The organism is Edaphobacter modestus, assembly GCF_004217555.1.
GTDB classification, from domain to species: Bacteria; Acidobacteriota; Terriglobia; order Terriglobales; family Acidobacteriaceae; genus Edaphobacter; species Edaphobacter modestus.
Window position 1 is genome coordinate 421,869 of sequence record NZ_SHKW01000002.1, and the last position, 24,688, is coordinate 446,556.

Consider the following 24,688-nt stretch of genomic DNA (forward strand, 5'->3'; position numbering starts at 1 on the left):
CAACAAGGAGATTTGTACATGAATACGGTAACTTCAACACCAATCAACGCAGGAGCTGATAAGTCAACTGCGCCCGGGCGCCTCTTTTTCCTGGATAACGGAGCCGGCCGCGTGTTGACCGCAAACCCGGACGGTTCTGATTTGAGGACCCTCATCGACAAAGGCCCCAAAGGGCCGGACGGAGTGGTGGTCGACGCCGCCGCCGGACACATCTACTGGACCAACATGGGCAATTTTAAAGAGAATGATGGCGCCATCCTCCGCTCGGATCTCGATGGCAAAAACGTCATCACCATCGTTCCTCCAGGTGGCACATTCACGCCCAAGCAGATCAAACTCGAGAAGAAGAGCGGCAAGCTCTACTGGACAGACCGCGAAGGAATGCGGGTGATGCGAGCAAACCTGGATGGGTCGAAGATCGAAACTCTCGTGGACACGAGCCACGGGGATTTACGCCCCGGACAGGACGTGAGGAAATGGTGTGTCGGCATCGCCGTGGACGCTGAAGGCGGCAAGTTTTATTGGACCCAGAAAGGGCCTGCCAACGCCGGTGATGGCCGAATCTTTCGGGCTAACATCAGTATCCATAAAGGTCAGTCACCCTCGAATCGCACTGACATTGAACTTCTTTATGAAAAGCTGCCTGAGCCAATCGATCTCGACTTCGACCTCGCCAATCGGAACCTTTATTGGACCGACCGCGGTGATCCGCCGCGTGGCAACACGGTGAATCGTGCGCCCATGGACCCGCTTCCAGGAAATCGCAAGGAGCCTGAGATCCTTTTCACCCATTTAGAGGAAGGCATAGGGCTGGCTTTAGACCTGAAAGGCGGTCGCATGTTTATCACGGATTACGCCGGCTCGCTCTACAGCGCCAATCTCGACGGATCAAACCGGAAAACGTTGGCGTATGCGGAAGGCAACCTCACTGGCATCGCATATGTAGAGCTGCCGGCCTGGCACTAACCCAAAAGCCGGAGTTCACCCTAATCGACAGTACATGCTTACGAGCTCGTAATGCGGGACAAGCATTACGAGCCTGGAAGCAATCTTCCAAGGCAAAGTACTGTCTCAAAAACTAAAGATCTGAGAGCAAAGAGATGACAACGAAAGCTCCTCTTGTGGTAATTGTTGGCGGCGGATTTGGCGGACTAGCCGCAGCAAAGGGATTAAAGTGCTCTCCGGTCGAAGTGCTACTCATCGATCGCTCCAATCATCACGTCTTCCAGCCCCTTCTATATCAGGTGGCAACCTCGGTCTTGGCCCCGGGTCAGATCGCATCGCCCATCCGAAGCCTCCTGGCTGAGCAGGCAAATACATCGGTGATGTTGGGTGACGTGACCGGGGTCGATTCAGTTTCAAAGCAGGTGATCGTGGATGCCGACGACAAGGTCGGAATCAGGATCAGCTATGACTATCTGATTCTTGCGACTGGGGCGACTCACAGCTACTTCGGTCATGACGAGTTCGCCGCGTTCGCACCGGGACTCAAGAGCCTCGCGGATGCCGAATCTCTCCGGAACCATTTACTGGAGGTCTTTGAGAAAGCTGAGATCGAAGACGATCCGGCACGGCGCCAGGCTTTGATGACCTTTGTGATGGTCGGCGCAGGACCGACCGGGGTCGAGATGGCGAGCGCGATTGCAGTGATGACTCGAACCACACTACGAAAAGACTTCCGTCGAATCGATCCGAAGTCGGCCCACATCGTTCTTGCGGATATGGCATCCCGCCCTCTTGGCACCTTTTCGGAGAAGCTGTCTGAAGCCTCGAGGCAGCACCTGGTGTCGCTTGGTATCGATGTCCGTCTGGGAAAGCCGGTTAAGACAATCAACGAAGATGGCGTGGTGATTGGAGATGAGCGCATTCAGGCAAAAACAGTAGTATGGACGGCCGGTGTTGCTCCTTCGCCGGCGGGAAAATGGCTTGGGTGTGAAGTGGACCGTGCGGGGCGCGTTCGAATTCAGCCCGATCTTACAGTGCCCAACCATCCGGACGTCTTTGTCGTTGGAGACACAGCATCGCTCGATCAGGGCGGACGGCCGCTCCCCGGGGTCGCGCAGGTCGCGATGCAGCAAGGCAAATATGCAGCCTCTTCCATCTTCCGCATGGCGGCTGGCCAACCTCCACTGCCACCATTTCGTTATTTCGATAAGGGCAATCTTGCTGTTGTGGGCAAGAATTTCGCGGTGCTGCAGAGCGCCGGATTCCAGTTCAGCGGCTTTGTGGCATGGCTCGTATGGGCTCTCATCCACATTCAATTCCTGGCCGAGACCAGTTTGAGGTTCAGCGTCTTTCTGCAATGGGTGTGGACCTATCTGAGCGGTAAGCGCGGTGATCGGCTGATCATCCGACAGCGGTCAGGCAGTTGATGGACAATTGATCTAAAACTTGATCGTCCCGTAGAAATGGGGAAGAGGGAACGGCACCAGCCCTAAGCAATTATTTGCTAAAGGCTGCGCAGCCTGTTTCATAGGCGCCGTGAGAGTTGCTGCGGACTAGCGCCACATCCGGATACTGGAGAAGTTAGCAGTTGACTCAGCTGTCTCTTTTGACCCTCGCGCGGGAAGAACTGAAAATTCGGTATCTCCAGTCGCGGTAGGCGGACGGCAATCTTGAAGCGCGGAGCGATGTTAGGAGGAAACAGTGAGGAATGAAGTGACCGATATCCTGGTGGTCGACGATAACCCGCTGCTTGCTAACGTGATCTCGGAGATATTCAAAGAGTGCGGTTGTACAGCTCGAACGGCCTCAGATGGGTTTGCGGCACTCGCGACAATACGCGATCGTGTTCCGGATATTCTGATTTCGGATTTAAACATGCCTCGCATGTCGGGGTTTGAACTTTTATCAATTGTGCGACGGCGCTTTCCTGCGATTGCCGTAATCGCGATGAGCGGAGCTTATTCAGGCATGGCCATTCCTCAAGGAGTTGCAGCCGATGCGTTTTATGCCAAAGGCACAAGTAGCGTGGCTCAACTTTTCGAGATACTGAGTGCCATTAAGGATGAGGTGACGCGCCATTCCGTACGCGTCGCGGCACCAATCTGGATACCCGGTGTGCCGATCCACCGTGGCTGTCTTGCAACTATTGCGGTCGCATGCCCAGAGTGTTTTAGGACGTTTCCTCACCGCCTCCATGACGCGAAGTTGTTGGCCACCGAATGCTGTTGCCCCCACTGCCATCATGTGATGCAGCTAGCGATGGTCAGGCCGGCGGCCGATATGGATCAAACCGGCTTCGGAATACCAGCTAGGACAGTGCAGATCACCGTGCCTGCATATATACGCTGAGTATGTTGAGGTCACCATGCGAATCATAAAATCGGCACTGTCGCGCTGGCGAGCCGCGCCGTTGCTAGCAGAGCTCTTCGCAGAGATCGGCTATGAAGCTACAACGATGGAATGGTGTCGCCGAGCCAAGGGGATTTCTGCGCTCAACTACTGGTCAGCTTTCAAGGCGGGGCACTCGCCGCGCGCCACAGGGAAGTTTAACGCTGAACTTGGCTCCATAGTCTGGATTATTCTCAGCCCATAATTGTCCATCGTGCGCTTCAACAATAGATCGTGAAACGGCGAGACCTATCCCCATGCCCTTTTCTTTGGTAGTGACGAAGGCGTCAAAAATACTCTGAGTATCCTTCAGGCCTGATCCATTGTCTATAACTTCAATTAGAAGCTCGCTTTCATTGACGAGAGTGGCCCTAATCATGAGACGGGGCGGTCGGGCCCTGCTTTCCATCGCCTCGATTCCGTTCGAGATCAAGTTGATCAATACTTCCTGAATTTGAATTTGTTCAACTACGATTGGCGGAAGATTACCCGCAATTTGTACATCGATTGGAATCTCAGTTCTGTTCGCGTCCTCTTGAACAAATCGTATGGCTTCGCGGATGATCTGCGAAGGCCAGGCGTGCTTCTTCCTGAGCGGTTGCTGTTTGAACAATGCCCGAATGTGCTGCATCCTCTCGTCGGCAACGCGCCCGTCGCGCAGCACTCGTTCTATGGAAGTCATCGCTTCATTGAAATTCGGTGGACTGTTTGATAGCCACCGCCGGGATGCTTGCGCGTTTGCCATTACAGCAGTCAGAGGCTGGTTCAGTTCGTGCGCGATAGATGCGGACAACTCTGCTACAGTGGCGACGCGCGATGCTCGCGCCAGTTTGTCACGAGTTTCCCGTAAATGATCCTCCGTTCGTTTTCGCTCGTCGATATCAATGTCGAGCCCAAACCACTGTACGATCTGCCCGTCTTCGTCTCGCAGGGGTTCTCCGCGACATATATGCCATCGATAAATCCCGTCCGCTCGCCGGGTCCGATGTTCGATTCCGAAGGAGCTCCCGCTTGCAAGAGCTTTCTTAAATTCCTGGACAACGTATTCCCGCTCCTCCGGGTGAATGACTTGAATCCATCCCCAATCCTGGATCTGATCCACTGTTAATCCGATATAGTCTCGTGCCTTCTTGTTGATGAACACGGTTCTGCCATCAGGTGCCACCGACCATAAGATCGAAGGAACCGTGTCCATCATCCGTTGCATCTGCTGCTCAGATTCTTGGAGGGCAAGTTCTGCAGCCTTCTGGTCAGTCGTATCGAGCATGATTCCGTGAAACGCGATGGTCTTTCCGGTGTCATCGCGGTAAGCGGCAACGCTGGTGTGAAACCATCGGTATTGCCCGTCAGCGCCGATGAAGCGATTGACTGTATCATATCCAACGTTTTCTGTGAGCAATCGATTGCAAAGGTTTGAAGTTTCCTCAAAATCATCCGGATGGATCAGATCGGTCCAACCCTTCTGCTGTAGATCCTCAGCTGTTCTTCCGCAGTATTCGATCCCTTTTTGATTGATGTAGACGATCGACCCGTCCAGTGCCGCCTTAAACAGAACCGCAGGAAGATTCTCGGTAAGAAGATTCAGTTGTAGCTCTCTCTCCCTGAGCAACTCTCTTGAGCGGTAGAGCTCATCGATATCTGTCGCGACGCCGTACCAGCAATAGGACTTTCCATCCGCGCTTGGATATGGTTCTGCGATCGTCCGGAACCAGCGATACGCCCCATCCGCTCCTCGGAGCCGGTATAAGTGATCCATGGGTTCCACTTCTTCTGTTGAACGTGTCTGATTTGCCAACGTACGTTCGCGATCTTCAGGATGGATATACTTCTGCCAACCCGCACCTCGTAATTCTTCCTGTCCAACTCCGATGTAGTTGTGAATACGTTGATTTGTGTACGCAATACCTGCTGCAGTTCGAAGAGAAATCAATGCAGGCACACGTTCCAGTAATTCTCGCGCCTCATGCTCCGCGGCACGCAGCTCTTCCTCGGCCCGTTTGCGATCTTCGATGTCGGTGCCAATGCCGTACCACTTTAGAATCCGTCCCTGCTTGTCCCGGAACGGCTCGGCAGCAACAACAAACCAACGGAATTCCCCGTCGGCGCGACGGAGCCGTACCTCATCCTCAAAGGGCACGCCTGCAGCCGAGCACTTTAGGAAAGCGGCAAAATGCCGTTCAAGATCGTCGGGGTGAACTGCGGCCTGCCAGTTCAAACCGGTCGGGGAGAGACCCGCATACTCGATCCAACGCCTGCTTATAGATACCACCGAGCCGTCGGGAAGCGCGATGCACACCATTGCCGGAACGGTGTCAATTGCCTCGCGCAGCTCTTTCTCGCTTCGGCGAATGACCTCTTCGGCACTATCGCGTTCCTTTGCGATCGCGATGGTGATCCAGATACAAGCGATGGACAGGGCAGTTTCTGGGAACCCTCCATCGACTTTGAACTGAGAATGAGGTGCGAGTGCAAAGAGGACTGCCACAACGGTAAAGGTAGTCGCAGCTAGGTGCGCCTCGAATTTGCCAAAACGCTTGACAAGGACCGAGATGAAGAGAACAGCAACTACTCCGATTGCTTGAACAAACCAGCCGAACGTTGCTGCCAAGAGCATGATGAGTAGCGGTTTACCGAACTGTCTCAGTTTCCGGGAACTCGTGTTCATCACGGTTCGTCTTATTTCCTATCCACATTTCGTTTGGCGTTGGCTGATTCGCTTCCAGGAAGAACCACTAACGCGGCGGTGGCATTCTGGTCGCCCGCTGGATGCATTGTGATTCTTTTCGGTTCGAGATCCGACAAGTTCAGAAGCGAGGACATCCTCTACTTTATGTAGATAAACGATATGTCACTCGGCACCATTGGATCCATTACATGTTTATGTCAGCATGATGTTGAGCTGAGAGGAGATTTGCGGCTTTGTTCGCATAAAATGTGAGAATGCTCTCGACTGTCCCAAATTCTGTCCGAGTGGAGCCGCAGCAGGAGCGTTCAACACGGCGGCTTGCGAATTTTCTGGATGTTGCAGAGGTTCTCTTCGTAGAGATCGGCTATGAGGCCACAACGATGACTGCTATCGCCGAGCGTAGCGGTTCCGGGATTGGCACGCTTTATCACTATTTCCCAGACAAACAATCCATGGCCTTCGCTCTTTTCAACCAATACACACAGAAGGTCGAGGCTTATTGGAAGCCTTTGATAGAGCATGCAGAGACGCTGTCCCACACCGCCTTTGCGGAGACCTTCTTGGAACGAGTCGTTGAATTCCTAAGGGAACGTCCCGCTTATCTGCAGTTATTGGCAGCGCCGATCCGGTTTTCTCGTGATCCGGCTGCGCGCAGGGCTTTGCGCATTGCTATCGCTGACTCCTTTAGAGCGAAGGACCCATCGCTAACCAGCGAAAAGGCTATGTTGGCCGCAAACATCAGTCTCCAGATGGTCAAAGGGATGACAACTCTCTATGCGGAAGCTTCTTTGAGGGAGAAGCCTCTGATCATCGCAGAGTTTAAGAAAGCCCTGACGCTGTACCTGGGAAGCGTTTTGTCCGAAGACGAGCGGTCTTCAACAGAGAGACGACGGTAAGGTTGGCCGTTTCTCGACACAACACTGCTAGCGTTGAGGTGCTCGCAGTGGGGGAACCTTGCCGTATTCGTGGAGAATTTGCCTTGTGCAGTTCGCGAGCGTGATGATGAGCGTTGCGTGGCTTGGCTCATCTGGGTCTTGATATACCTACAGTTTCTGGCTGAAGACAGCTTGCGGTTCAGGGTCTTTTTCCAGTGGGGTCTGGACGTATCTCAGTGCAAAGCGCGGTTATCTTGGATGCGCTCCTAACGCAAATCTCCGCCATCCACTCCACATCAAGATGCCATAAATATGTAATAGATTGATGGGGCCAAGTGACATATTGTCTCATTCATAAAGTCGAGGATGTCCTCGAGTGCGGGGAGGTATGTTGAACTGGCATGCGGGCCATTCGTTTTGAAAACGCAGGCAATGCAGACGTGGTCAAGCTGGTGGAAGAACCAATTCCTCAAGTGCGACCACACGATCTTCTGATCCGCGTCCGCGCAGCCGGGCTGAATCGCGCCGACATTCTCCAGCGCCAGGGATTCTACGGAGAACGACCGGACTTCGGCGACTCTGTCATTCCCGGTCTGGAAATCGCCGGCGAGGTAGTTGATGTGGGCACTGCGACGACGGGCTTCCGGAACGGTGACCGCGTGATGGCCATCGTCGGCGGCGGAGCGCACGCGGAGTATGCCCGCGTTGACTCACGCATGGCCATGGCGGTTCCTGACCGGCTCGATTTTGCCGCCGCCGCCGCAATCCCCGAAGTCTTTGTCACGGCACACGAAGCACTAATCCATCTCGGAAAACTGACTTCGGGCGGATGGGCGCTTATCCATGCAGCAGCAGGCGGTGTTGGTTCCGCAGCAGTCATACTTGCGTACGCGCTTGGCGCAAAGACCGTTTTCACAGCTTCCGGTCAAAAACGCATCGAACGCGTCACCGAACTGGGCGGTACGGTCGGGGTGGACTACCGCAAACACAACTTCCTCGATGCTGCGCTTGATGCTACAGACCATCGAGGTGTTGATGTGGCTGTGGACTTCATCGGCGGCCCCTATCTGGACCGGAATCTGCGCGCTCTGGCGCCGGGTGGCAGGCTCATCCAGGTAGGAACGCTGCAAGGTGGTGAAGGCCAACTATCGCTGGATCTGCTGCTACACAACCATCTGCGGGTTATCGGCACAGTCATGAAATCACGCAGTTTTGATGAAAAGCTGGCTATGACGAATCGATTTCGCGAGCGTTGGCTTTCAGCCTTTGAGACAGGACAACTTGCACCGCTGATTGACCGCGTCTTCCCGCTGGCGCAGGCCGCAGAGGCTCATCGCTACATGGAAGCGTCGGGCAACCTGGGCAAGATTGTTCTCGCTATCGACTGATATCTCCTTGCTACTCCCACGTGAGACTCAATAACCGGAAAGAAGAACACTATGACCAGTGACCGCAGCCTCTCCAATTCAACTGTTACCGCCATCATGCACGTCCCCCTTGAGAAGGTGAACATTGCCGACTGGCTCTTGACTCTTCCCGACGCTGAGTACCAGCGCTGCTCCCATGCGCATATCGCCGCCGGCACTTCCACCACGGACGACGGCAGGATCATGTCCATCAATGTGGAGACTATTGGAGATGCGTTGATTGTGCAGCACTATGTGGCCGAAGTGAAAGAGCCTGCGCTCTGCCGCATGGTGTCGATATCGGATGCGATCAATAAGAAGGGACGCACTAAGGTGAAGGTGGAGTGGACGCTCAGTGCGCGGAGAATCGACGATCAGACGACCGAGTACACCAATTACATCCATGCCTCGGCCACGGACGAATTCATGGTCTTCATCCAGGAGCATGGAATCACACTTGAACAGGCTGCAGCGGCCCGCCAGATTGCATCCGATGCACACAACCGGGAAGAAACGCCCAACTTCGCAGCGAGCATCGAACGCTATGCGCTTAAGCAAAGCGCGGAGGGATCTCATTGAAAATCTCTAGTCGGGCAGTACACGCGAATGGGATACGCCAACATTACCTTGAGGCGGGTGATGGCCCTCCGGTTGTCTTATTGCACGGCTTTCCCGAAACGAGTTACGCATGGCGTTATCAGATTCCCGAACTTGCGAAGAAGTACCATGTGATCGCGCCCGATCTTCGCGGATACGGAGAGACTGACAAACCTTCATCAGGCTACGACAAGCGCACGATGGCAATGGACTTGCGCGAGTTGATGCTCGCATTGAATCTGCCGAAGATTTCGCTGGTGTCGCATGATCGTGGCTCTCGTGTCGCAACGCGCTTCGCCAAGGATCATCCGGAAGTTCTCGACCGTCTGGTCGTGATGGACAATGTACCGACCCGAATCGTTGGTCGAGAACTTGATGCGGCAAAAGCGAAGGGTTATTGGTTTTTTCTCTTTCACCTGGTTCCAGACCTTCCCGAGGCACTCATCACTGGCCGTGAGGACATCTGGTTGCGTCATTTCTTCTCCGACTGGTGCTTTGACCCACTGACAATTCGGGGCGAGGCGTTTGAGACGTATGTCAAAGCGTATCGGGCACCTGGCGCGATACGCGGCGCCATGGAGGATTATCGCGCCAACGCCTCCGATGTTGCCCAGGACAACGCCGATGCTTCAGTTAAGATCGCCTGCCCGGTAATGTCGCTTTGGGGGCGCGACTTTAAGTTAGTCGGCGAGATGTTCGACATGCCTCGTGTATGGGCGGAGATGGCAAGCGATCTTGTCACTCACGCCATTCCTGAATGCGGGCATCTCCCTCATGAGGAGAAGCCTGAAGAAATCAATCGTCTCCTGATCGACTTCCTCGCAGGCTGGAAAGGGTGACTGCAATGAGAAACCGCTGCATACAGGAACATGTGATTGTTTCGGCACGATGTGATTGCTACTCTCTGGCGGGAAGGTGCGCGCAGTATTGGTCACTTCGAGAAAGTCTAGGAAAGCAATCTACGAACGCTCAGCTTCACGGCCGGGCGCAACGGAGGAAATCGCTATGAACATACCAACGCAGACGAATGATGTGAAATCACGGATATCCCCGGACTCAGATCAAGAATCGAGCTGTTTATCCCGACGTAACGTGATTCTTGGCGCTGCAGCAGTTGTAGCAGCCATAAGTCTGCCGAAGAATAGCCCGGCATCAACGCCACTTTCAATGAAAGACCAGCCATTGAAGAACAACAATGAAAAGGATAGCAACATGAATTCGACAATAGACATACCGGAAACCGCGCAGACCTTTGACCCCACCAACTTCACCGTCGTACCTGCGCGAACGTTTGACGACCTGCGCGTCGGCGAAATCTTCCGCGCACCAAGCCGCACACTCACCGATGCGCATGCCACTGCTTTCCAAGCTGTTTCAGCTGACAATCATCCTATTCACTACGACGTAGAGTATGCGCAGCGTCATGGACACACAGCCCCGGTAGTACATGGCCTGCAGGTACTCGCGTTTACAGCTCCCGGTGCAACCCTCTTTCCTCAGTACATCGGAGACGTGTTCATCTCGTTTACCGAGGCGTCCTGCAAGTTTCTGAAGGAAGTACATGCCGGAGATACGCTCTATTCTGCTCTCGAAATCATTGCTCTCGCCCCGCAGGGAGATAGCGGTCAGGTAACGACCAGGGCCACAATCCATAACCAGCGCGGTGAACTCGTGCTCACTGGGGAACACAAGTATCTTCTACGCCGACACGCCTAATTAACTTCGAGCCCTTGTATGACGGCGCGCTTGCACTTGCTCAGGCGCCGATAGGAACAACCTGACGTTTTCGATGAATCTGAAGGCCTCTTTGAGAGGCGTCGACTTTGTCCAAGAAAACGGACCAGGGCGGTGGATCTCAAGCTCAGATAAGGAGAACACTCATATCTCTTTCCGGTCACAGTTGAGCTTCTGGAGGCCGCACCTTAGGCGGCTGTGTCTCGTAGTTGGGACACTGGTCATCTCCTGTCGCAGTCTGACGTGGTCCCAAACAGCCCCGATGTCACCGAACCTTCCCTGGCACCCGTGGCAGGAGAACTCCATACGCGACGAAGCAAAGCAGATTGCGTCTGAGAGGGTTACAGTAAACGCCTCGTCCACTTATTCTCTTGCCGAATTGATCGATTTGGCCGAATCGCACAATCCGGAGACGCGCGCCGCATGGGAAAGAGCCCGTTCGCTGGTGGATGCCTTCGGCGTCGCCCGCAGCGAGCTCTACCCAACGTTGGTTGCCGTGGCGCTCTCCCAAACAAGCCGTCAGCAAGCATTCCTCAATACGAGTTTTTTCCGGCAAGTCGTGCAATCCTCCGATCTGGCGTTCGACTTGAATTACACAATCTTCGATTTTGGGGGTCGGTCTGGTCGCATCGATCAGGCCAAGGCACGGCTACTTGCCTCTGACTTTGACTTCAACGATGTGCATCGGCGGGTGATTTATCAGACCCAAACGGCCTACTACCTATTGCTTAATGCTATCGGACAGGAGGAGGCAGCTCGTGCAAACCTGGCAAATGCGAATGCTGTACAACAAGCAGCCGAATCCTCCTTGAAGAATGGGCTCGCTACGCTGCCCGATGTCCTGGAGGCCAGAAGTGCCGTTGCCGAAGCAGTTTACAACGTGCAGGCGGCCATTGGTACCGAAGATGTGGATCGCGGAAATCTTGCAACCGCGCTGGGAACATCTCCGTTACAGCCGGTATCGGTGCAGTCGATGGATCAGATCTCAAATCCCGCAGAGATCGAGCCGTCTCTCGACTATGCTATCGATCGTGCGATACAACAGCGTCCTGATCTCTTGAAGGAAGTGGCCGAAATTCGCTCTGCGGACGCACGCGTGAAAGAAGCAAAATCTGCATACTTTCCTACTCTTCGCATGCATGCTTATCCCGACTTTCAGTCGCTCTATGGAATGCAACAGACACAGCCCTGGGGGCACACCGCAAGTCTCGATGGGCAAATCAACTTCAGTTTGGACTGGACGGTATTCGATGGAGGCGCCAGAAAACATGCCCTGGCGCAAGCCGAGCACGACGCACAAGCATTACGAGCACAGAGCATGGCCATGCGAGATCAGATTGAAAATAGCGTCTGGGCCGCTTACTCCGATCTGAAAACTGCCTTCCGCCAGCGGGAGGCAGCAAAGGCTCTCTTAGACGCAGCCACGCAGTCTTATGATGCCGCGTTCCAGTCCTATCACTATGGAGTCCGCAATCTGCTCGATGTAACCGAGGCACAAAAAACATTGGCGCGTGCAAGGTCGAAGGACATCCTTGCACGCACGCAGGTGCTGACCGCACTTGCAGACCTTTCCTTCCAAACCGCCGACTCCATTCAGTCAGTCAGTGGGAGTCGCCAACCATGATGCGCAAGACTGGAATTTCCGCAGCGATATCTTTTGTTCTGATGACGGTCATCGGTTGCTCACAGGCGCCGGCCGTCGACGTGATGGGATCGCTATTTCCGGCGTGGCTTTTGTGTATCGCCTTGGGGGCGATCTTCTCGACTGTTACGCACTGGATTCTGACGCGGCGCGTGATCAACCTCCCTTTCCCCTTTCTTACGTATCCCTGTCTTGGGGCCGTCTATGCCTTCACCATTTGGCTCGCTTTCTTCTGATCTAAGGAGTTGGGATGACAATATTCGATAATGCCGGTCCTACGCATCGTTCGCCAGAACATTGGGCGAGCGCTGGGATCATTGTGGCTGCCCTATTGCTAGGCGTCATCGTATTCTGGCGAGCAGAGCGTCATCCGCGTACCGACGATGCAGAAGTTTTTGCGAACTTGATTGGCATTGCACCTCAGGTCGAGGGCCCTATCGTTGAACTGAAAGTCCACGATAACCAGTTCGTCAGGAAAGGCGATCTCCTGTTCATGATCGATCCACGTCCATACCAGTACGCGCTGGAAAAGGCGGAATCTGTCCAATCGTCGCTGGAAGGTCAGATCTCGGATGAACAGCGCAGAATTGCAGCTCAGGTGAGCGAAGTGTCTGTCGCTAACGCCGGTATCGGCACAGCTCAAGCCGATGTGAGCCATTGGGCAGCAGGAATTGAGCAGGCGGAAGCCGACATCTCCAATGCCGAGCGCGGTGTAGATAAGGCAAAGGCTGAGTGGCAATACGCGAGCAACAATCGGCACCGTCTGGAGCCTTTGCTCGAAAAGCAATTTGTTACGGTGGATCAGGTTGACCGTGCACAGAGTTCAGAGGAGGCGGACGCCCAGTCGCTGAAGCAGGCAGAGACCCAATTACTTGTTGCAAAAGCCGCTTTAAAATCGGCTCATGCGCAGTATCAGCGCGCCGAAGCCTCACTGGAGGAGAGTCGCGCACATCACCAACAGACGCAGCACGCGGTCCTTACTCTCGAACCCCTGGTGAACCAGCGCGGTGAGCGCACCGCGGAAGTGAAGAATGCAAGCTACAACCTTAACAACTGCCGAATCTACGCTCCATTCGATGCGATCGTCACCAATCTTACGCTTGCCGAAGGGCAATATGCACACGTTGGCACGCAGGTTTTTACACTCATCGATGCACGTACCTGGTGGGCGCTTGCAAACTTCCGCGAGGGACAATTACGTCATATCCGGCCCGGTATGCATGCATCCGTATATCTGATGTCCCGGCCTAATGAGAGGTTCAACGGCGTGGTCGATAGCATTGGCTACGGCGTAACTCCCGACCCTGACGTCGTCGGTCGTTTCGGTCAAGGCTTACCGGATGTGCAACGAACTCTGAATTGGGTCCATCTCGCTGCCCGTTATCCGGTTCGGGTGCGAATCGAGAACCCACCGGTAGACATCTTTCGCATGGGTGAAACGGCGGTTGTTACGCTGGACAGGCGCTAGTAATGGCCACGGCAGCCTCCCCGATATCGCCTCGTCCCAATTCACTGGCCTGGTTGCGCGATTTGTTGCGCGAAGAGTTGTCCCCCTATCCGGGTCGAGGAGCGTTAGTTGCTCGAATGGTTTCTGCCGCGAGCATCGTCATGGTCATTAATATGACCTTTCAGATCCCGTACGGTATATATGGTGCAGTCTACGCCCTGATTCTCTCGCGTGAACACCCGGGTGCGACACTCCAGGCCACAAAGAACTTGATTGTCTCATTTTCATTTGCGGCTGTTTATGCACTCGTAGGAGCAGTGTTCTTCTCCGGAGAACCCATGCTTCGTCTTCTTTGGGTCTTGGCAACCCTGTTTCTGATCTTCTTTGCGCTCAAAGCGGTATCCAACTACACGGCAGCGTTTAATTTCGGCTACTTGGTTATCGTCACCATTCCCATCTGGGACAGTCAGATTTCCGCAGAGCAAAAGGTCGTCCAGACCTTGTGGACGGTTGGAGCAGTTGCCTTCGCTACCATCATCACCACACTGATGGAATTTGTTTATGCCCGATTACGGCCCGTGAATAGTCTCGCCAGCGCCATTGTCGAACGTCTGCAAAGCACAGCATTTTGGCTCCGCTCCCCATCAAGAGGAGTTGCGTCCCCTTCAGCCGAACACCAGTTGATTCGGCTCGCAATACTTGGAACCTCGCGAATGCGGCGTGATCTCCTGCACTCCAGCTATTCCCCCGAATCAACTCAGCAGATGGGGGCCATTGTGGCATTGGTGGGGAGGCTTGTTGATCTTGGAGCTAATCTATCTGGTCTATCTACAGAATTCTCGAAGACAGATCTGCAGAGACTCGGGCGTCTTGCAGATCGAATCGAAGCGTTATGCGATGACATCTTAAGTCGGCGAACTCCGCACCAGTTCGAGACCCTGGAGGAATCCCCGGCTACAACAGTCCCGCTGCTCGAGGAAATGGAGGAGACGGTGTCCCTCATCGCCGAGGTGACGAGCGGTTCCGACTCTCTACCAGATAACCAACCTCGAATGACCCGTGATCAGACGCCGAGCCCATTCTTTGTTCCAGATGCATTCTCAAACCCTGCTTACGTGCGGTTCGGCATTCGAGGCGGTCTGGCCGCAAGTTTTTGCTATCTGATCTACAACCTGGTTGCGTGGCAAGGCATCAGCACAGCAGTCACAACGTGCCTTTTAACCGCTTTGACGACGATCGGTGCCTCACGGCAGAAACAGATACTACGCTTCGGCGGAGCGATCATAGGCGGGATTGTTATCGGCTTCGGTGCACAGGTGTTTGTGTTGCCCGCCCTCGATTCTATCGCCGGATTTCTTATGTTGTTCGTGGCGGTGTCCGTCTTCTCAGCATGGATCATAACCTCAGGTCCACGGCTCTCTTACTTTGGTGTGCAGATTGCAGTTGCCTTTTATTTGATTAATCTTCAGGAGTACAAATTTCAAACATCCCTTGCCGTCGCGAGGGATCGTGTAGCCGGTATCCTTTTGGGCCTCGTTGCTATGTGGATGATCTTCGATCAACTCTGGGGAGCATCGGCCCTGGTCGCGATGCAGCGCTCGTTCGTCTCTACGCTGCGGTTACTCGCGAAACTAATGACGCCTGTCGCCAAAGCACCCGGCGTAACAGTCGAAGAGGCTTACAGGCTTCGCGAAACGATCAGCACAAATTTCGAAGAACTTCGGCAACAGGCTGACGGACTGATGCTTGAATTCGGCGGCAGCCGTGAACATAATCTTGAGACTCGGTCGCATCTCCTTCGATGGCAACTTCAGCTTAGGATTATCTTCGTAACACGAATCGCCTTGCTGAGGTATCTCCTTCGCTTGCCCGGCTTCGAGATTCCAGAGCCACTCCTTCGAACCCAGGAGATCGCTGACGGCCAACTCGCGGAACGGCTCGAGAGACTAGCAGACCGAATTTCCGAGAAAGTGCCTTCCTCACTTGCAACGTATGACACACAGTTGTCCGTTGCCTCAAGAATCCTGTACGATTCAAACTCTGATACAAGTCTCGCTCCACACTCTCGCAGCTTTCTTCTTCTTGCTTCACGAATAACATCCCTGCTGACGTCGCTGGAAACGGATATGGTTGCGCACGAATTGCAATTTGCGAGCGCCAGTCCCTTACGAAATGCCGGACGGCATAAAGAGCTGGGAGGTTCATTGCGCTCGCCTCCCAACCGAATTTGAAATGGAATCTACTCTCTTCTCTTTATCTTTTCCGCTTCAGACGGAGTCGGTTTGAGGGGCTTAGGGGGCGCGCGCCAGTGTTCCAAGTTGCTGTATAACCGGCTATCCGGAAAGGTGAAACCGAACTGCTTGAAAAGTCGTGCGCTGGGTGTCTTAGTTCCCGCGAAACGGGGTTTTCGCCAAGTTCACCCGGCCCAGAGACGCGCCAACGCGAACTTGGTCAAAACCCGACTTTTGAGGCACAACCGGATAGCTTCGGTTTGCCCGTTATTCGGGTGAATCTTTCACCAGCTCTGAGCGGACACCGACCTTCTTGACAACAACATCGTTCGGAGTGAGGAGTTTTCCACGCTGAGAATGGAGTTCGAGTGTGCGAACCGGCTTCTGCGAAGTGAGGTCCACCATAACCGAATGTTCTTCGTTTTGCCTAAAAAGAAAAGTTTCACCCCACTGCCTCAATCCAACCACCACATGAAATAAGCCGCGGCCCTTCTCCGTCAATCCGTATTCCTGATAGGCGCTTCCATCTTCGGACGGCTCGACACGGAGGATACCGTTCGAAACGAGAGCATGAAGGCGGCCGGCCAGTACACTCTTCGAGAGTCCGAGATCTTTCTGAAACTCCCCGAATCGGCGAATTCCGTCGAATGCGTTTCGAATGATGAGGAGTGACCAACGGTCGCCAACCACCTCCAGCGATCTCGCAACTGGGCACTCCTCTCCATTAGAGTGTTGTCGCTTTCCCATCAACTGCTCCTGAACCAACCATCTGAAAACCCGGTATCACAACAATACGCTTAATCTGGTTTGATTATCGAACCAGATTGTGTCACGATCAACTAGTTCTACTTTAGAACCAGATTAGGGTGAAGCTTTATGAAAACTGAAGTGACCGCAATCGACGAGCCTTCGATTGGAGACGTGCACGGACATCTGGCCGCTCTGACTGGCTCGGTTGGTACCCCTACCCTCAAGCGATCCACATTGTTTCTGTTCGCCATTGCCGCGGGCCTGAGCGTTGCGAACGTCTATTTTGCTCAGCCGCTCCTGGATGCTCTATCCATACAATTTGGTTTCAACACGGCATCGGTCGGTTTAGTGATAACGGTCACTCAGATAGGCTATGCCCTCGGACTTTTTTTGATCGTGCCTCTCGGGGACTGGCTGGATCGCCGTCGTCTTGTGCTGAGTCAACTCACGTTGTCGGCAGTTGCCCTGATCGTTGTGAGCTTCGCTACGAGCAAAGCCACGCTGCTCATCGCAATGTTCCTCGTTGGCCTCTTTGCCGTAGTTGTACAGGTGCTGGTCGCCTTCGCGGCAAGTTTGGCTTTGTCTGAGCAGCGTGGGAGTGCTGTCGGGACTGTCACAGGCGGTGTCGTTTTAGGCATTCTGCTGGCCCGTACGATTGCTGGTGTACTCAGCGACGTTGCGGGCTGGAGGTCTGTCTATCTTGGCTCTGCGGTACTCACTTTTCTACTGGCTTGCTCACTGTATCGCGTTTTGCCAAGTAGTCCTGTCAACGACGCGAGTCGTTCCTATCCGCAACTTCTCTTTTCTGTTGTCGAGCTTTTTCTATCGAGCCGGATCTTACGGATCAGGGCATATATTGCGCTGTTGCTGTTCGCCTCGTTCGGCACGCTGTGGACATCTTTGGTGCTCTCCTTGAGTTCATCTCCTTATTCACTTTCACGTACCGCTATTGGGCTGTTTGGCCTGGCTGGAATGGCTGGCGCTATTGCAGCAGGGCGCGCAGGCCGCATGGCGGATCGAGGGCGGGGACAGTGGACTACTGGTATCGGTCTGGCTTTGCTGCTGGGATCGTGGTGGCCTATTGGATATTTGCACAGATCGCTCATCGCACTCACGGTGGGAATCGTCATTCTCGATTTCGCTGTACAAGCAGTACATGTGACGAATCAGAGCATGATCTTTGCTGCGCATCCGGCAGCGCGTAGCCGGGTAGTTGCCGTATATATGATCTTTTACTCCATCGGGAGCGGCATTGGCGCTATTGCTTCGACAAAGGTCTATGCGCAGTTTGGCTGGACGGGAGTATGCGTCTTAGGCATATCCATCAGCACCATAGCATTCGTCTTTTGGGCTTTCACTGCATTTGTTTCCGAGTAGTCGGCAATACGGACATTAGAACCTGGCACTCGCACCCCTGCCTGTTGTTTCCGTATTGCCGGTGGACAGCTCGGAACGCTGTGACAGAAATGCGAGTGGATAGCGCCGCAGCACTTGCTCCCCTTCGAAGTAGATCCCATTTACTGGATCGCGCCGAGCTGCTTCAGGACCGTCGCATGGTCGAAGTACACACGCTCACAGATGAGGCCGTCGCCATCGAACAAGAAGAAGAGCGCGGCAGCAACTTCCATCATGCGACCCGTCGCAGGAATGCCAGCCCATTCGCCCTGCTGTGTTCCGCCAAAGACACATTCCACAATGACGGCATCGTCGGCGTGGTAGTGCGCGCCCTCGCGGAGCCAGAAGTCAGGGTAGGCAGCGAGCAGAGCGTGAAGCAAACCATCAACGCCCTCGACACCGTTCACAACACCGCCAAGGGCAGGAACGTCATACTTCGGATGTTTGAACGTGGCCAACGCCGCGGCGACATCATGGTGAACCGCCTCAGCTTCAATGTGTGCTTTGACAATAGCTTCGCGCCGCGCGCGAAGGGTGCTGACATCGTATATCGTCGTGCTCATCGGCTTTCTCCGGGAATCTGAGGATGCGCTTCAGCATAGTTCGGAAAGCGAGGGCCGACAAGCACGAATCATCCAGAGTCGCAGAATGGGGCCAATCGCTCAACCCGTCGTCGCGGATCACCAAAACCCAGAGTCGGACGACCTGAAAGTGTCTCTGGTCTTTGCATGGCTGGTCCGCATTTCGGACATTTCAGCCCACCCCGGCACCCCAGCCCTCACCCCGTTATTTCCGTGTTGCTCGTGACTCGCCAGGAACCAAGCGACACTTCCGAAAAGCATGACGCGAAGCTCATTTGTAAATACTTGCCGACTTACGAGTACTAATTCGTGGCAAACCACAGCGAGGAGCCGCTATCACCGTTCAGAAGGCGAAAAGTGCTTGACATTGGCCAGATACTTCGGGAGCATGTTGGCCAGTCGCTCTGCAGTTGTGCTCGTGTTGCGGCTTCCCAGAAGAAAGGATGATCCCCTTGTGAACCGCTTTATGGGAGCGCTATGCCTTGCTCTTCTTGTCCATGCAATGAACGTATCCGCACAGGTTCAGGAGGCATGGACATTTCATACGGGTGCTGCAGCTCCAAACGGCCGAGCTTCACGTCTTGCAGCTTTTGAGGACACACCCGTCCTGGCTGACGGCCGGCTCTTCGTCATCACGCCATACGATCAGGTGATTGCCCTTGATCCGGGATCAGGTAAGCCCTTCTGGACATACGATCCAAAGATCAAGGACAAGGACGATTACTCGGAAATGACCGCTCGCGGCGTTGTCGTTTCCAAGGGAGTTGTGTTCTTTGGAACGCTCGACGCCAGGCTGATCGCAATCCATGAATCGGATGGTTCGCTGCTTTGGCAGACCTACATCCATCCGGAGCCGAACAACGGCGGGTACCAGATCACCTCGCCACCCGTGGTCACACATGGATTGGTCATCATAGGCTCCGCAATCGCTGATGGACGGAGGGCTTCCGCCGAGCGCGGCATTGTGAACGCCTTTGACGCGAAGACCGGTAAGAAGCTCTGGAACTGGGATCCGACTCCGGAGGGCATCACCGGGGCAGCCAACGTGTGGGCTCCGATGTCGCTGGATGAAAACCGGGATATGGTTCTGTTGCCGACGAGCAGCCCCTCCCCTGATTTCTATGGTGGCATGCGTCTGGGCAATGACAAGTACGCCAATTCCGTCGTCGCTCTCCGCGCGTCAACGGGAAAGTTTCTCTGGGCCTTTCAGGCCGTTCATCATGACCTCTGGGACTACGACGTTCCATCGCGTCCGGAATTGGTCGAGGTACAAGGAAAGCCCGCCGTCGCTGTGCTGACGAAGATGGGGCACTACTTCTTACTGGACCGGATGACTGGCAAGCCGCTTCTCGCGATAGATGAGCGCCCCTTCCCGCAATCGGATGTTCCCGGTGAGCATACGTCGGCAACACAACCTGTACCTCGTTCCGGGGTTTTCACTGAGCAAACGTTCACTCCTCGTTCCGGCTGGTGCACCGACCAGTTCCACAAACTGCGGTATGACGGCATCTTCACACCGCCCAGCCTTCAGGGAAGCCTGCAGTTCCCAGGTAATTTCGGTGGTTCAAATTGGGGAAGCGGCAGCTATGACAGGGGTACCGGAATCATGGTCGTAGCGGCAAATCGGCTCGCTACAGTTATCCGACTCATCTCTAGAGCGACCTTCAACCAAGCAGGGCATGGAGACACGGGCGAGAGATGGGGACAAGAGTACGGCCCTCAGCTGGGCTCTCCCTATGCCATGTCGCGGCGCACGTTTGTGGATGCTGAGGGGAAACCATGCAACGTTGAACCATGGGGGACAGTGACAGCGATTGAGGTCGCCTCAGGCAAGGTTCGTTGGGAGATCCCTGCGTCAGTTAGCCTCGGAGGCCCACTTGTCGTGGATGGGTTGGTCTTCTTCGGCGCCAATGTGTTCGAACATACGCTTCATGTCTACTCTCTGGCAGACGGGCACGAGGTCTGGCACACAGAGTTGCCCTTTTCCGCACAGTCAGTCCCCGGTACGTACATGTGGCATGGGAAACGTTACGTTGTGATTGCCGCAGGCGGGCACGGGAAAATCGATGGAAGCAAGCTGGGCGACGCAGTCATAGCCTTTCGGGTTGACTAACCGAAAACTTTTCATGAATAAACGCCTACTACAACAATCTCCTCGCCGGGAGATGAGCTCGGCACTTCGAGGATTAATTAGTCCCCGGAAACGCGCCAGTGTCTTGCGTCGGACTTCGACGTCGGCCTAGCGTGGCGAATGTGCTCTAAGATCCAGTTCCGGGTGTGTGGTCGGCAATACGGACATTTCGACCCGATACCACGAAACTTCCCGGTTTGCCGGTAATACCGCCAAAAGGACGGGTTCTCCAGAATCTAATCGCCCGGTATTTCGTCTACCCCGACACGTCGAACGTGATCTGCCGGTTGTCGTTTGTTGCGTCGGGTCCGGTTACGCAATGAGAGTACGTCAGGCCCCCACCGCCGTCCACAAGCCGCATTCGCTCTTCGATAACAAGCTCGTGGCCTGCATGGTACCGGTGCGTCGTCACCACCACGGCGTCGTCCTCCCAGTGACTATGCGAATGGTGGCCGTACTCAATCCGGCCACCAGGCCCCATGAAGTGACCGCCGCCGCCACCGCCGGTGCCTAGCGTGCCGGGCTGCATCGATCGACGCATCCGATCCATATTCGCTTTCTCAATGGCAGCTAATTGTGCAGGTGGTTTTGGGGGCCACGTTTGAAAGTTCTCCAGTGCGCCCTGAGCGACGGCGAGCGCGGCTTCCGGCAAGCTATCAATAAGTTCGTGGAGACGAGAGCGGTTGGACATGGCTGGATTTTATGCCAGTCGTATCGTCGGCAATACGGAAGTAACCAGTGTCACCCCGCGTGCGCGTAAAACGGGGTTACTGAGATGGTCCGCCGCTTGAACTCCACTAGGGCGTGGAGGATCTTGTAGGCAGGTTCAAGGAGGATCATCGACATGCAGATTCGTTCAGTAGGGATTGATCTCGGCAAGACGACCTTTCACTTGGTAGCCCTTGATGATAACGGCAAGGTGCTCCTGAAGAAGAAGTTTACGCAGAAGCAGCTGATCGTATTCACAGCGAACATGCAGAGCTCGTTGATCGGGATGGAGGCGTGCGCAGGAGCACACTTCCTGGGCCGTGCTTTGCGAGCCCAAGGGCACGACGTCAAGCTTATCCCCGCTCAGTTTGTGAAGCCCTTCGTGAAGTCGAACAAGAACGATTTCATTGACGCAGAAGCGATCGCCGAAGCCGTGGGTCGTCAGAACATGCGGTTTGTTTCTATCAAGACCGATGATCAGCTGGATCTGCAGGCGTTGCATCGCGTCCGGGAACGAGTGATGCAGCGGAGAACCGCTGTGATCAACCAGATTCGCGCATTCCTTCTGGAGCGAGGCATGGTGTTTGCTAAGAGCCCGATTCGCCTCAGAGAAGCGATACCAAGCGTGCTCGAGAACGTGGAGGAGAACCTGACTCCAAGGATGCGCAACCTGATAGCGATGATGTGGAGCGAGTGGAAGGAGCTGGAACTTCAGCTTGAAGAGATGAACGCGGAAGTCGAGCGGATTGCCTCCAGCGATGCCGCATGCCAGAGACTGCGACAGATTCCGGGCATCGGACCTCTGGTGGCAACCGCGATCGTAGCTTCGATCGGCAACGGTTCGGCCTTCCGGAAGGGACGAGAGTTCGCCGCCTGGATGGGACTGGTACCCAGACAGCATTCAACAGGAGGCAAGGCACGGCTCTATGGCATCAGTAAGCGGGGCAACCGTTATCTACGGATGATTCTGGTTCACGGAGCCCGTGCCGTTGTCCTGCGATCCAAGCGAGATCGTATCGCAATGGGTGCATGGCTAACTTCACTCGAGGGCAGAGCCCCGCGCAACGTGTTGATCGTCGCCATGGCCAACAAGCTGGCTCGCATCGCATGGGCTGTGCTCTCGACTGGCCAGGACTATCGGGTCGTGCCCGCCGAAACTGCTGCCTAGGCCAGCGAAACATAACCGGTTCCAAGCCCTCTCACCAAGGTCTGCACGGACGAGTGAAGATGAAAGAACAGTCATAACGGCGTCTCTGAAACCTGTTTGCTCAAAAGGCCCTCGCGGCCGAGGGGTTTCAAAGGACAGACACGCGGCGTATCTCATCATGTGCCAGGAGATCTTATTCTCCACAAACAGGCCGGATACATTAACGCAGACTCTCTTCATCCAACCACTTTTCTCTTGCAGTCAGACGGCGGACCATACATTTGACCAACTTCATATTCTGCTCCCACCCCTGAAGCAGGCCATGGAAATGACAGAGTATGGAAAGCATGGAAAGCCATGAAGCCGGCTTCCACCGTTCCCACACTCTTTGGAAATCCCTTCAGGATTACCACTATTGGAATGGTCCGCCGCCTGTACCATCCGGACGATTATCTTAGCTGGCAGGAGGTTTCACCATGGAGATTTCGACCATCGGCATCGACCTGAGCAAGACCACCTTTCACCTGATTGGCCTCAGCCCTCGTGGTGATATTGTGCTTCGCAAGAAGCTCTCACGGAAGCAGCTCCTGACTTACACAGCAACCCGCAAGCCGATGCTGATCGGAATGGAAGCCTGCGCAGGTGCTCATTATCTCGCTCGCGCCCTTCGGGATCAGGGGCACGATGCCAGACTCATGCCGGCGCAGTATGTAAAGCCCTACGTCAAGACGAACAAGAACGACTACCTGGACGCGGAAGCGATTGCGGAAGCCGTGCAGCGGCCGACGATGCGTTTCGTGCCGATCAAGAACGACGAGCAGCTGGATCTGCAAGCGCTACACCGCGTGCGCGATCGCTGGGTCGCGAGAAGAACGGCCGTAATGAATCAGATACGCGGATTTCTCCTGGAACGTGGGATTGCTATCCGAAAAGGGCCTTCTTACCTGGTGACGCAACTGCAGGTCATCTTTACCGAGGGCGATTCTTCCTTTTCCGGAAGGCTGCTGCACTTGATTCGTGAGTTGAAGCATGAATGGGACGAGCTCGAAAGGAAGATCGAGGAAGCCAGTGCTGAGCTCGCCCGCATCGCGAAGAAGGATGATGGCTGCCATCGCTTGATGGAGGTGCCGGGCTTCGGGCCAATTGTGTCGACGGCACTCGTTGCGGCGATTGGTAACGGCATCAGCTTCAGAAAAGGGCGGGACCTAGCCGCTTGGTTAGGGCTGGTTCCGCGGCAACACTCGACAGGCGGCAAGACCAGACTGCTCGGCATCAGTAAGCTGGGCAATGAATATCTGCGACGCATGATGCTTCACGGCGCCCGATCCGTGGTGATGCAGATGGAACGAAAGCCTTCCGCTCTCGGCGAATGGCTGACCAGCCTTTCGGCGCGACGTCATCGCAACGTAACGGTCGTCGCTTTGGCCAACAAGATGGCTCGAATTGCATGGGCCATCTTGAGCAAAGGCACACACTACTCTGCACCGGCATTCGTGGCGGCTTGAACCGAGGCTTGGAAAAGACGCCCGCCGTACGGGCTTGGAAATCGCTTCGCGATTCCACACTTTTCCAACCCTCCGACGACGAAGTTTTCCTCTCAAGTTTGCGAGACAAATCGATGTGTGAGTGAACGGTCTCAACCGGCGTTGCTCAAGCCTGTGTGGGAATGAGAACCCTTAGGAGTTCGACCCACTTTGTAGACCAGCGACGCGCGGACTCCATTATGGCCAGGAGCTCAGCTCCACAAACAGGCCGGATACATTTGCGCAGACCCAAAACACTCGCTACAAAGATTTAGCTTGCAATCTGACGGCGGACCATACATATTCCCACAACCACGACGATGAGATTAATTAGGAAAAGACAAGCAGCAGCTTGTGCTTCACTTGAAGCACAAAGGGAAGCAATCCAATGTGGGTTCTTGCAGATTCGAGGCGGGAGCGGTATTCCAGCACACCCAAGGCAAGGTTCGATGAGCGCATCGGCCTGAGATCGCCAGATGAGAAACTTTTACATGGTGCACGA

At 54.7% G+C, this 24,688-nt stretch carries 20 protein-coding genes; 16 read left to right on the forward strand and 4 right to left on the reverse strand.

The window, feature by feature from the left end:
• The first annotated feature begins 18 nt into the window (after window positions 1-18).
• The 3 genes from BDD14_RS27630 to BDD14_RS27640 all read left to right on the forward strand — a co-directional run bounded on the left by BDD14_RS27630 (window position 19) and on the right by BDD14_RS27640 (window position 3,294).
• A complete protein-coding gene (locus tag BDD14_RS27630; RefSeq protein WP_130424207.1) occupies window positions 19-966 on the forward strand; it encodes a 3-hydroxyacyl-CoA dehydrogenase in 948 nt (315 codons plus the stop codon).
• A 134-nt stretch (window positions 967-1,100) separates the two neighbouring features.
• Window positions 1,101-2,372, forward strand: a complete 1,272-nt coding sequence (locus BDD14_RS27635; RefSeq protein WP_130424209.1) for an NAD(P)/FAD-dependent oxidoreductase — start codon at window positions 1,101-1,103, stop codon at window positions 2,370-2,372.
• Window positions 2,373-2,646: 274 nt separating this feature from the next.
• On the forward strand, window positions 2,647-3,294 hold the full coding sequence (locus BDD14_RS27640; protein ID WP_130424211.1) for a response regulator: 648 nt from the start codon (window positions 2,647-2,649) through the stop codon (window positions 3,292-3,294).
• Between the two features lie 154 nt (window positions 3,295-3,448).
• Here BDD14_RS27640 and BDD14_RS27645 read toward each other — a convergent pair whose 3' ends face one another.
• Complete coding sequence (locus BDD14_RS27645) at window positions 3,449-5,998, reverse strand: PAS domain-containing protein (RefSeq protein WP_130424213.1); 2,550 nt, start codon at window positions 5,996-5,998, stop codon at window positions 3,449-3,451.
• 275 nt (window positions 5,999-6,273) lie between these two features.
• Between BDD14_RS27645 and BDD14_RS27650 the strand changes: the two genes are divergently transcribed.
• The 9 genes from BDD14_RS27650 (at window position 6,274) to BDD14_RS27690 (ending at window position 15,951) form a co-directional block, all read left to right on the forward strand.
• A complete protein-coding gene (locus BDD14_RS27650) occupies window positions 6,274-6,915 on the forward strand; it encodes a TetR/AcrR family transcriptional regulator (protein ID WP_130424215.1) in 642 nt (213 codons plus the stop codon).
• 380 nt (window positions 6,916-7,295) lie between these two features.
• Window positions 7,296-8,282, forward strand: coding sequence for an NAD(P)H-quinone oxidoreductase (locus BDD14_RS27655; RefSeq protein WP_130424217.1), 987 nt, complete (start codon window positions 7,296-7,298; stop codon window positions 8,280-8,282).
• 51 nt (window positions 8,283-8,333) lie between these two features.
• Window positions 8,334-8,879: a hypothetical protein gene (locus BDD14_RS27660; protein ID WP_130424219.1), complete on the forward strand. Its 546-nt coding sequence runs from the start codon at window positions 8,334-8,336 to the stop codon at window positions 8,877-8,879.
• A complete protein-coding gene (locus BDD14_RS27665) occupies window positions 8,876-9,736 on the forward strand; it encodes an alpha/beta fold hydrolase (protein WP_207231910.1) in 861 nt (286 codons plus the stop codon). The genes BDD14_RS27660 and BDD14_RS27665 overlap by 4 nt, the downstream gene beginning before the upstream one ends.
• A gap of 373 nt (window positions 9,737-10,109) precedes the next feature.
• Window positions 10,110-10,613: a MaoC family dehydratase gene (locus tag BDD14_RS27670; protein WP_130424221.1), complete on the forward strand. Its 504-nt coding sequence runs from the start codon at window positions 10,110-10,112 to the stop codon at window positions 10,611-10,613.
• Window positions 10,614-10,893: 280 nt separating this feature from the next.
• Window positions 10,894-12,255, forward strand: coding sequence for a TolC family protein (locus BDD14_RS27675; protein WP_165420345.1), 1,362 nt, complete (start codon window positions 10,894-10,896; stop codon window positions 12,253-12,255).
• Window positions 12,252-12,509 carry a YtcA family lipoprotein gene (locus BDD14_RS27680; protein ID WP_130424225.1) on the forward strand — a complete coding sequence of 86 codons (258 nt, stop codon included), beginning with the start codon at window positions 12,252-12,254 and terminating at the stop codon, window positions 12,507-12,509. Before BDD14_RS27675 ends, BDD14_RS27680 begins: the two co-directional genes overlap by 4 nt.
• A 14-nt stretch (window positions 12,510-12,523) precedes the next feature.
• On the forward strand, window positions 12,524-13,741 hold the full coding sequence (locus BDD14_RS27685) for an efflux RND transporter periplasmic adaptor subunit (protein ID WP_130424227.1): 1,218 nt from the start codon (window positions 12,524-12,526) through the stop codon (window positions 13,739-13,741).
• Between the two features lie 317 nt (window positions 13,742-14,058).
• Window positions 14,059-15,951, forward strand: a complete 1,893-nt coding sequence (locus tag BDD14_RS27690; RefSeq protein ID WP_423201818.1) for an FUSC family protein — start codon at window positions 14,059-14,061, stop codon at window positions 15,949-15,951.
• A 267-nt stretch (window positions 15,952-16,218) separates the two neighbouring features.
• Here BDD14_RS27690 and BDD14_RS27695 read toward each other — a convergent pair whose 3' ends face one another.
• Window positions 16,219-16,698 carry a winged helix-turn-helix transcriptional regulator gene (locus BDD14_RS27695; protein ID WP_130424231.1) on the reverse strand — a complete coding sequence of 160 codons (480 nt, stop codon included), beginning with the start codon at window positions 16,696-16,698 and terminating at the stop codon, window positions 16,219-16,221.
• A gap of 237 nt (window positions 16,699-16,935) precedes the next feature.
• Between BDD14_RS27695 and BDD14_RS27700 the strand changes: the two genes are divergently transcribed.
• On the forward strand, window positions 16,936-18,078 hold the full coding sequence (locus BDD14_RS27700) for an MFS transporter (RefSeq protein WP_207231911.1): 1,143 nt from the start codon (window positions 16,936-16,938) through the stop codon (window positions 18,076-18,078).
• A 140-nt stretch (window positions 18,079-18,218) separates the two neighbouring features.
• Here BDD14_RS27700 and BDD14_RS27705 read toward each other — a convergent pair whose 3' ends face one another.
• Window positions 18,219-18,659 (reverse strand): ester cyclase, encoded by a 441-nt coding sequence (locus BDD14_RS27705; RefSeq protein WP_130424235.1) that lies wholly within the window; start codon window positions 18,657-18,659, stop codon window positions 18,219-18,221.
• Between the two features lie 472 nt (window positions 18,660-19,131).
• Here BDD14_RS27705 and BDD14_RS27710 point away from each other — a divergent pair, with 472 nt between their 5' ends.
• Window positions 19,132-20,790 carry an outer membrane protein assembly factor BamB family protein gene (locus BDD14_RS27710; RefSeq protein WP_165420347.1) on the forward strand — a complete coding sequence of 553 codons (1,659 nt, stop codon included), beginning with the start codon at window positions 19,132-19,134 and terminating at the stop codon, window positions 20,788-20,790.
• A 274-nt stretch (window positions 20,791-21,064) separates the two neighbouring features.
• Here BDD14_RS27710 and BDD14_RS27715 read toward each other — a convergent pair whose 3' ends face one another.
• Window positions 21,065-21,499, reverse strand: coding sequence for a hypothetical protein (locus BDD14_RS27715; RefSeq protein ID WP_130424239.1), 435 nt, complete (start codon window positions 21,497-21,499; stop codon window positions 21,065-21,067).
• A gap of 153 nt (window positions 21,500-21,652) precedes the next feature.
• Between BDD14_RS27715 and BDD14_RS27720 the strand changes: the two genes are divergently transcribed.
• Together BDD14_RS27720 and BDD14_RS27725 are read left to right on the forward strand one after the other, a co-directional pair.
• Window positions 21,653-22,684, forward strand: a complete 1,032-nt coding sequence (locus BDD14_RS27720) for an IS110 family RNA-guided transposase (protein WP_130424241.1) — start codon at window positions 21,653-21,655, stop codon at window positions 22,682-22,684.
• A 455-nt stretch (window positions 22,685-23,139) separates the two neighbouring features.
• Complete coding sequence (locus tag BDD14_RS27725) at window positions 23,140-24,168, forward strand: IS110 family RNA-guided transposase (protein WP_130424243.1); 1,029 nt, start codon at window positions 23,140-23,142, stop codon at window positions 24,166-24,168.
• The last annotated feature ends 520 nt before the right edge of the window (window positions 24,169-24,688 follow it).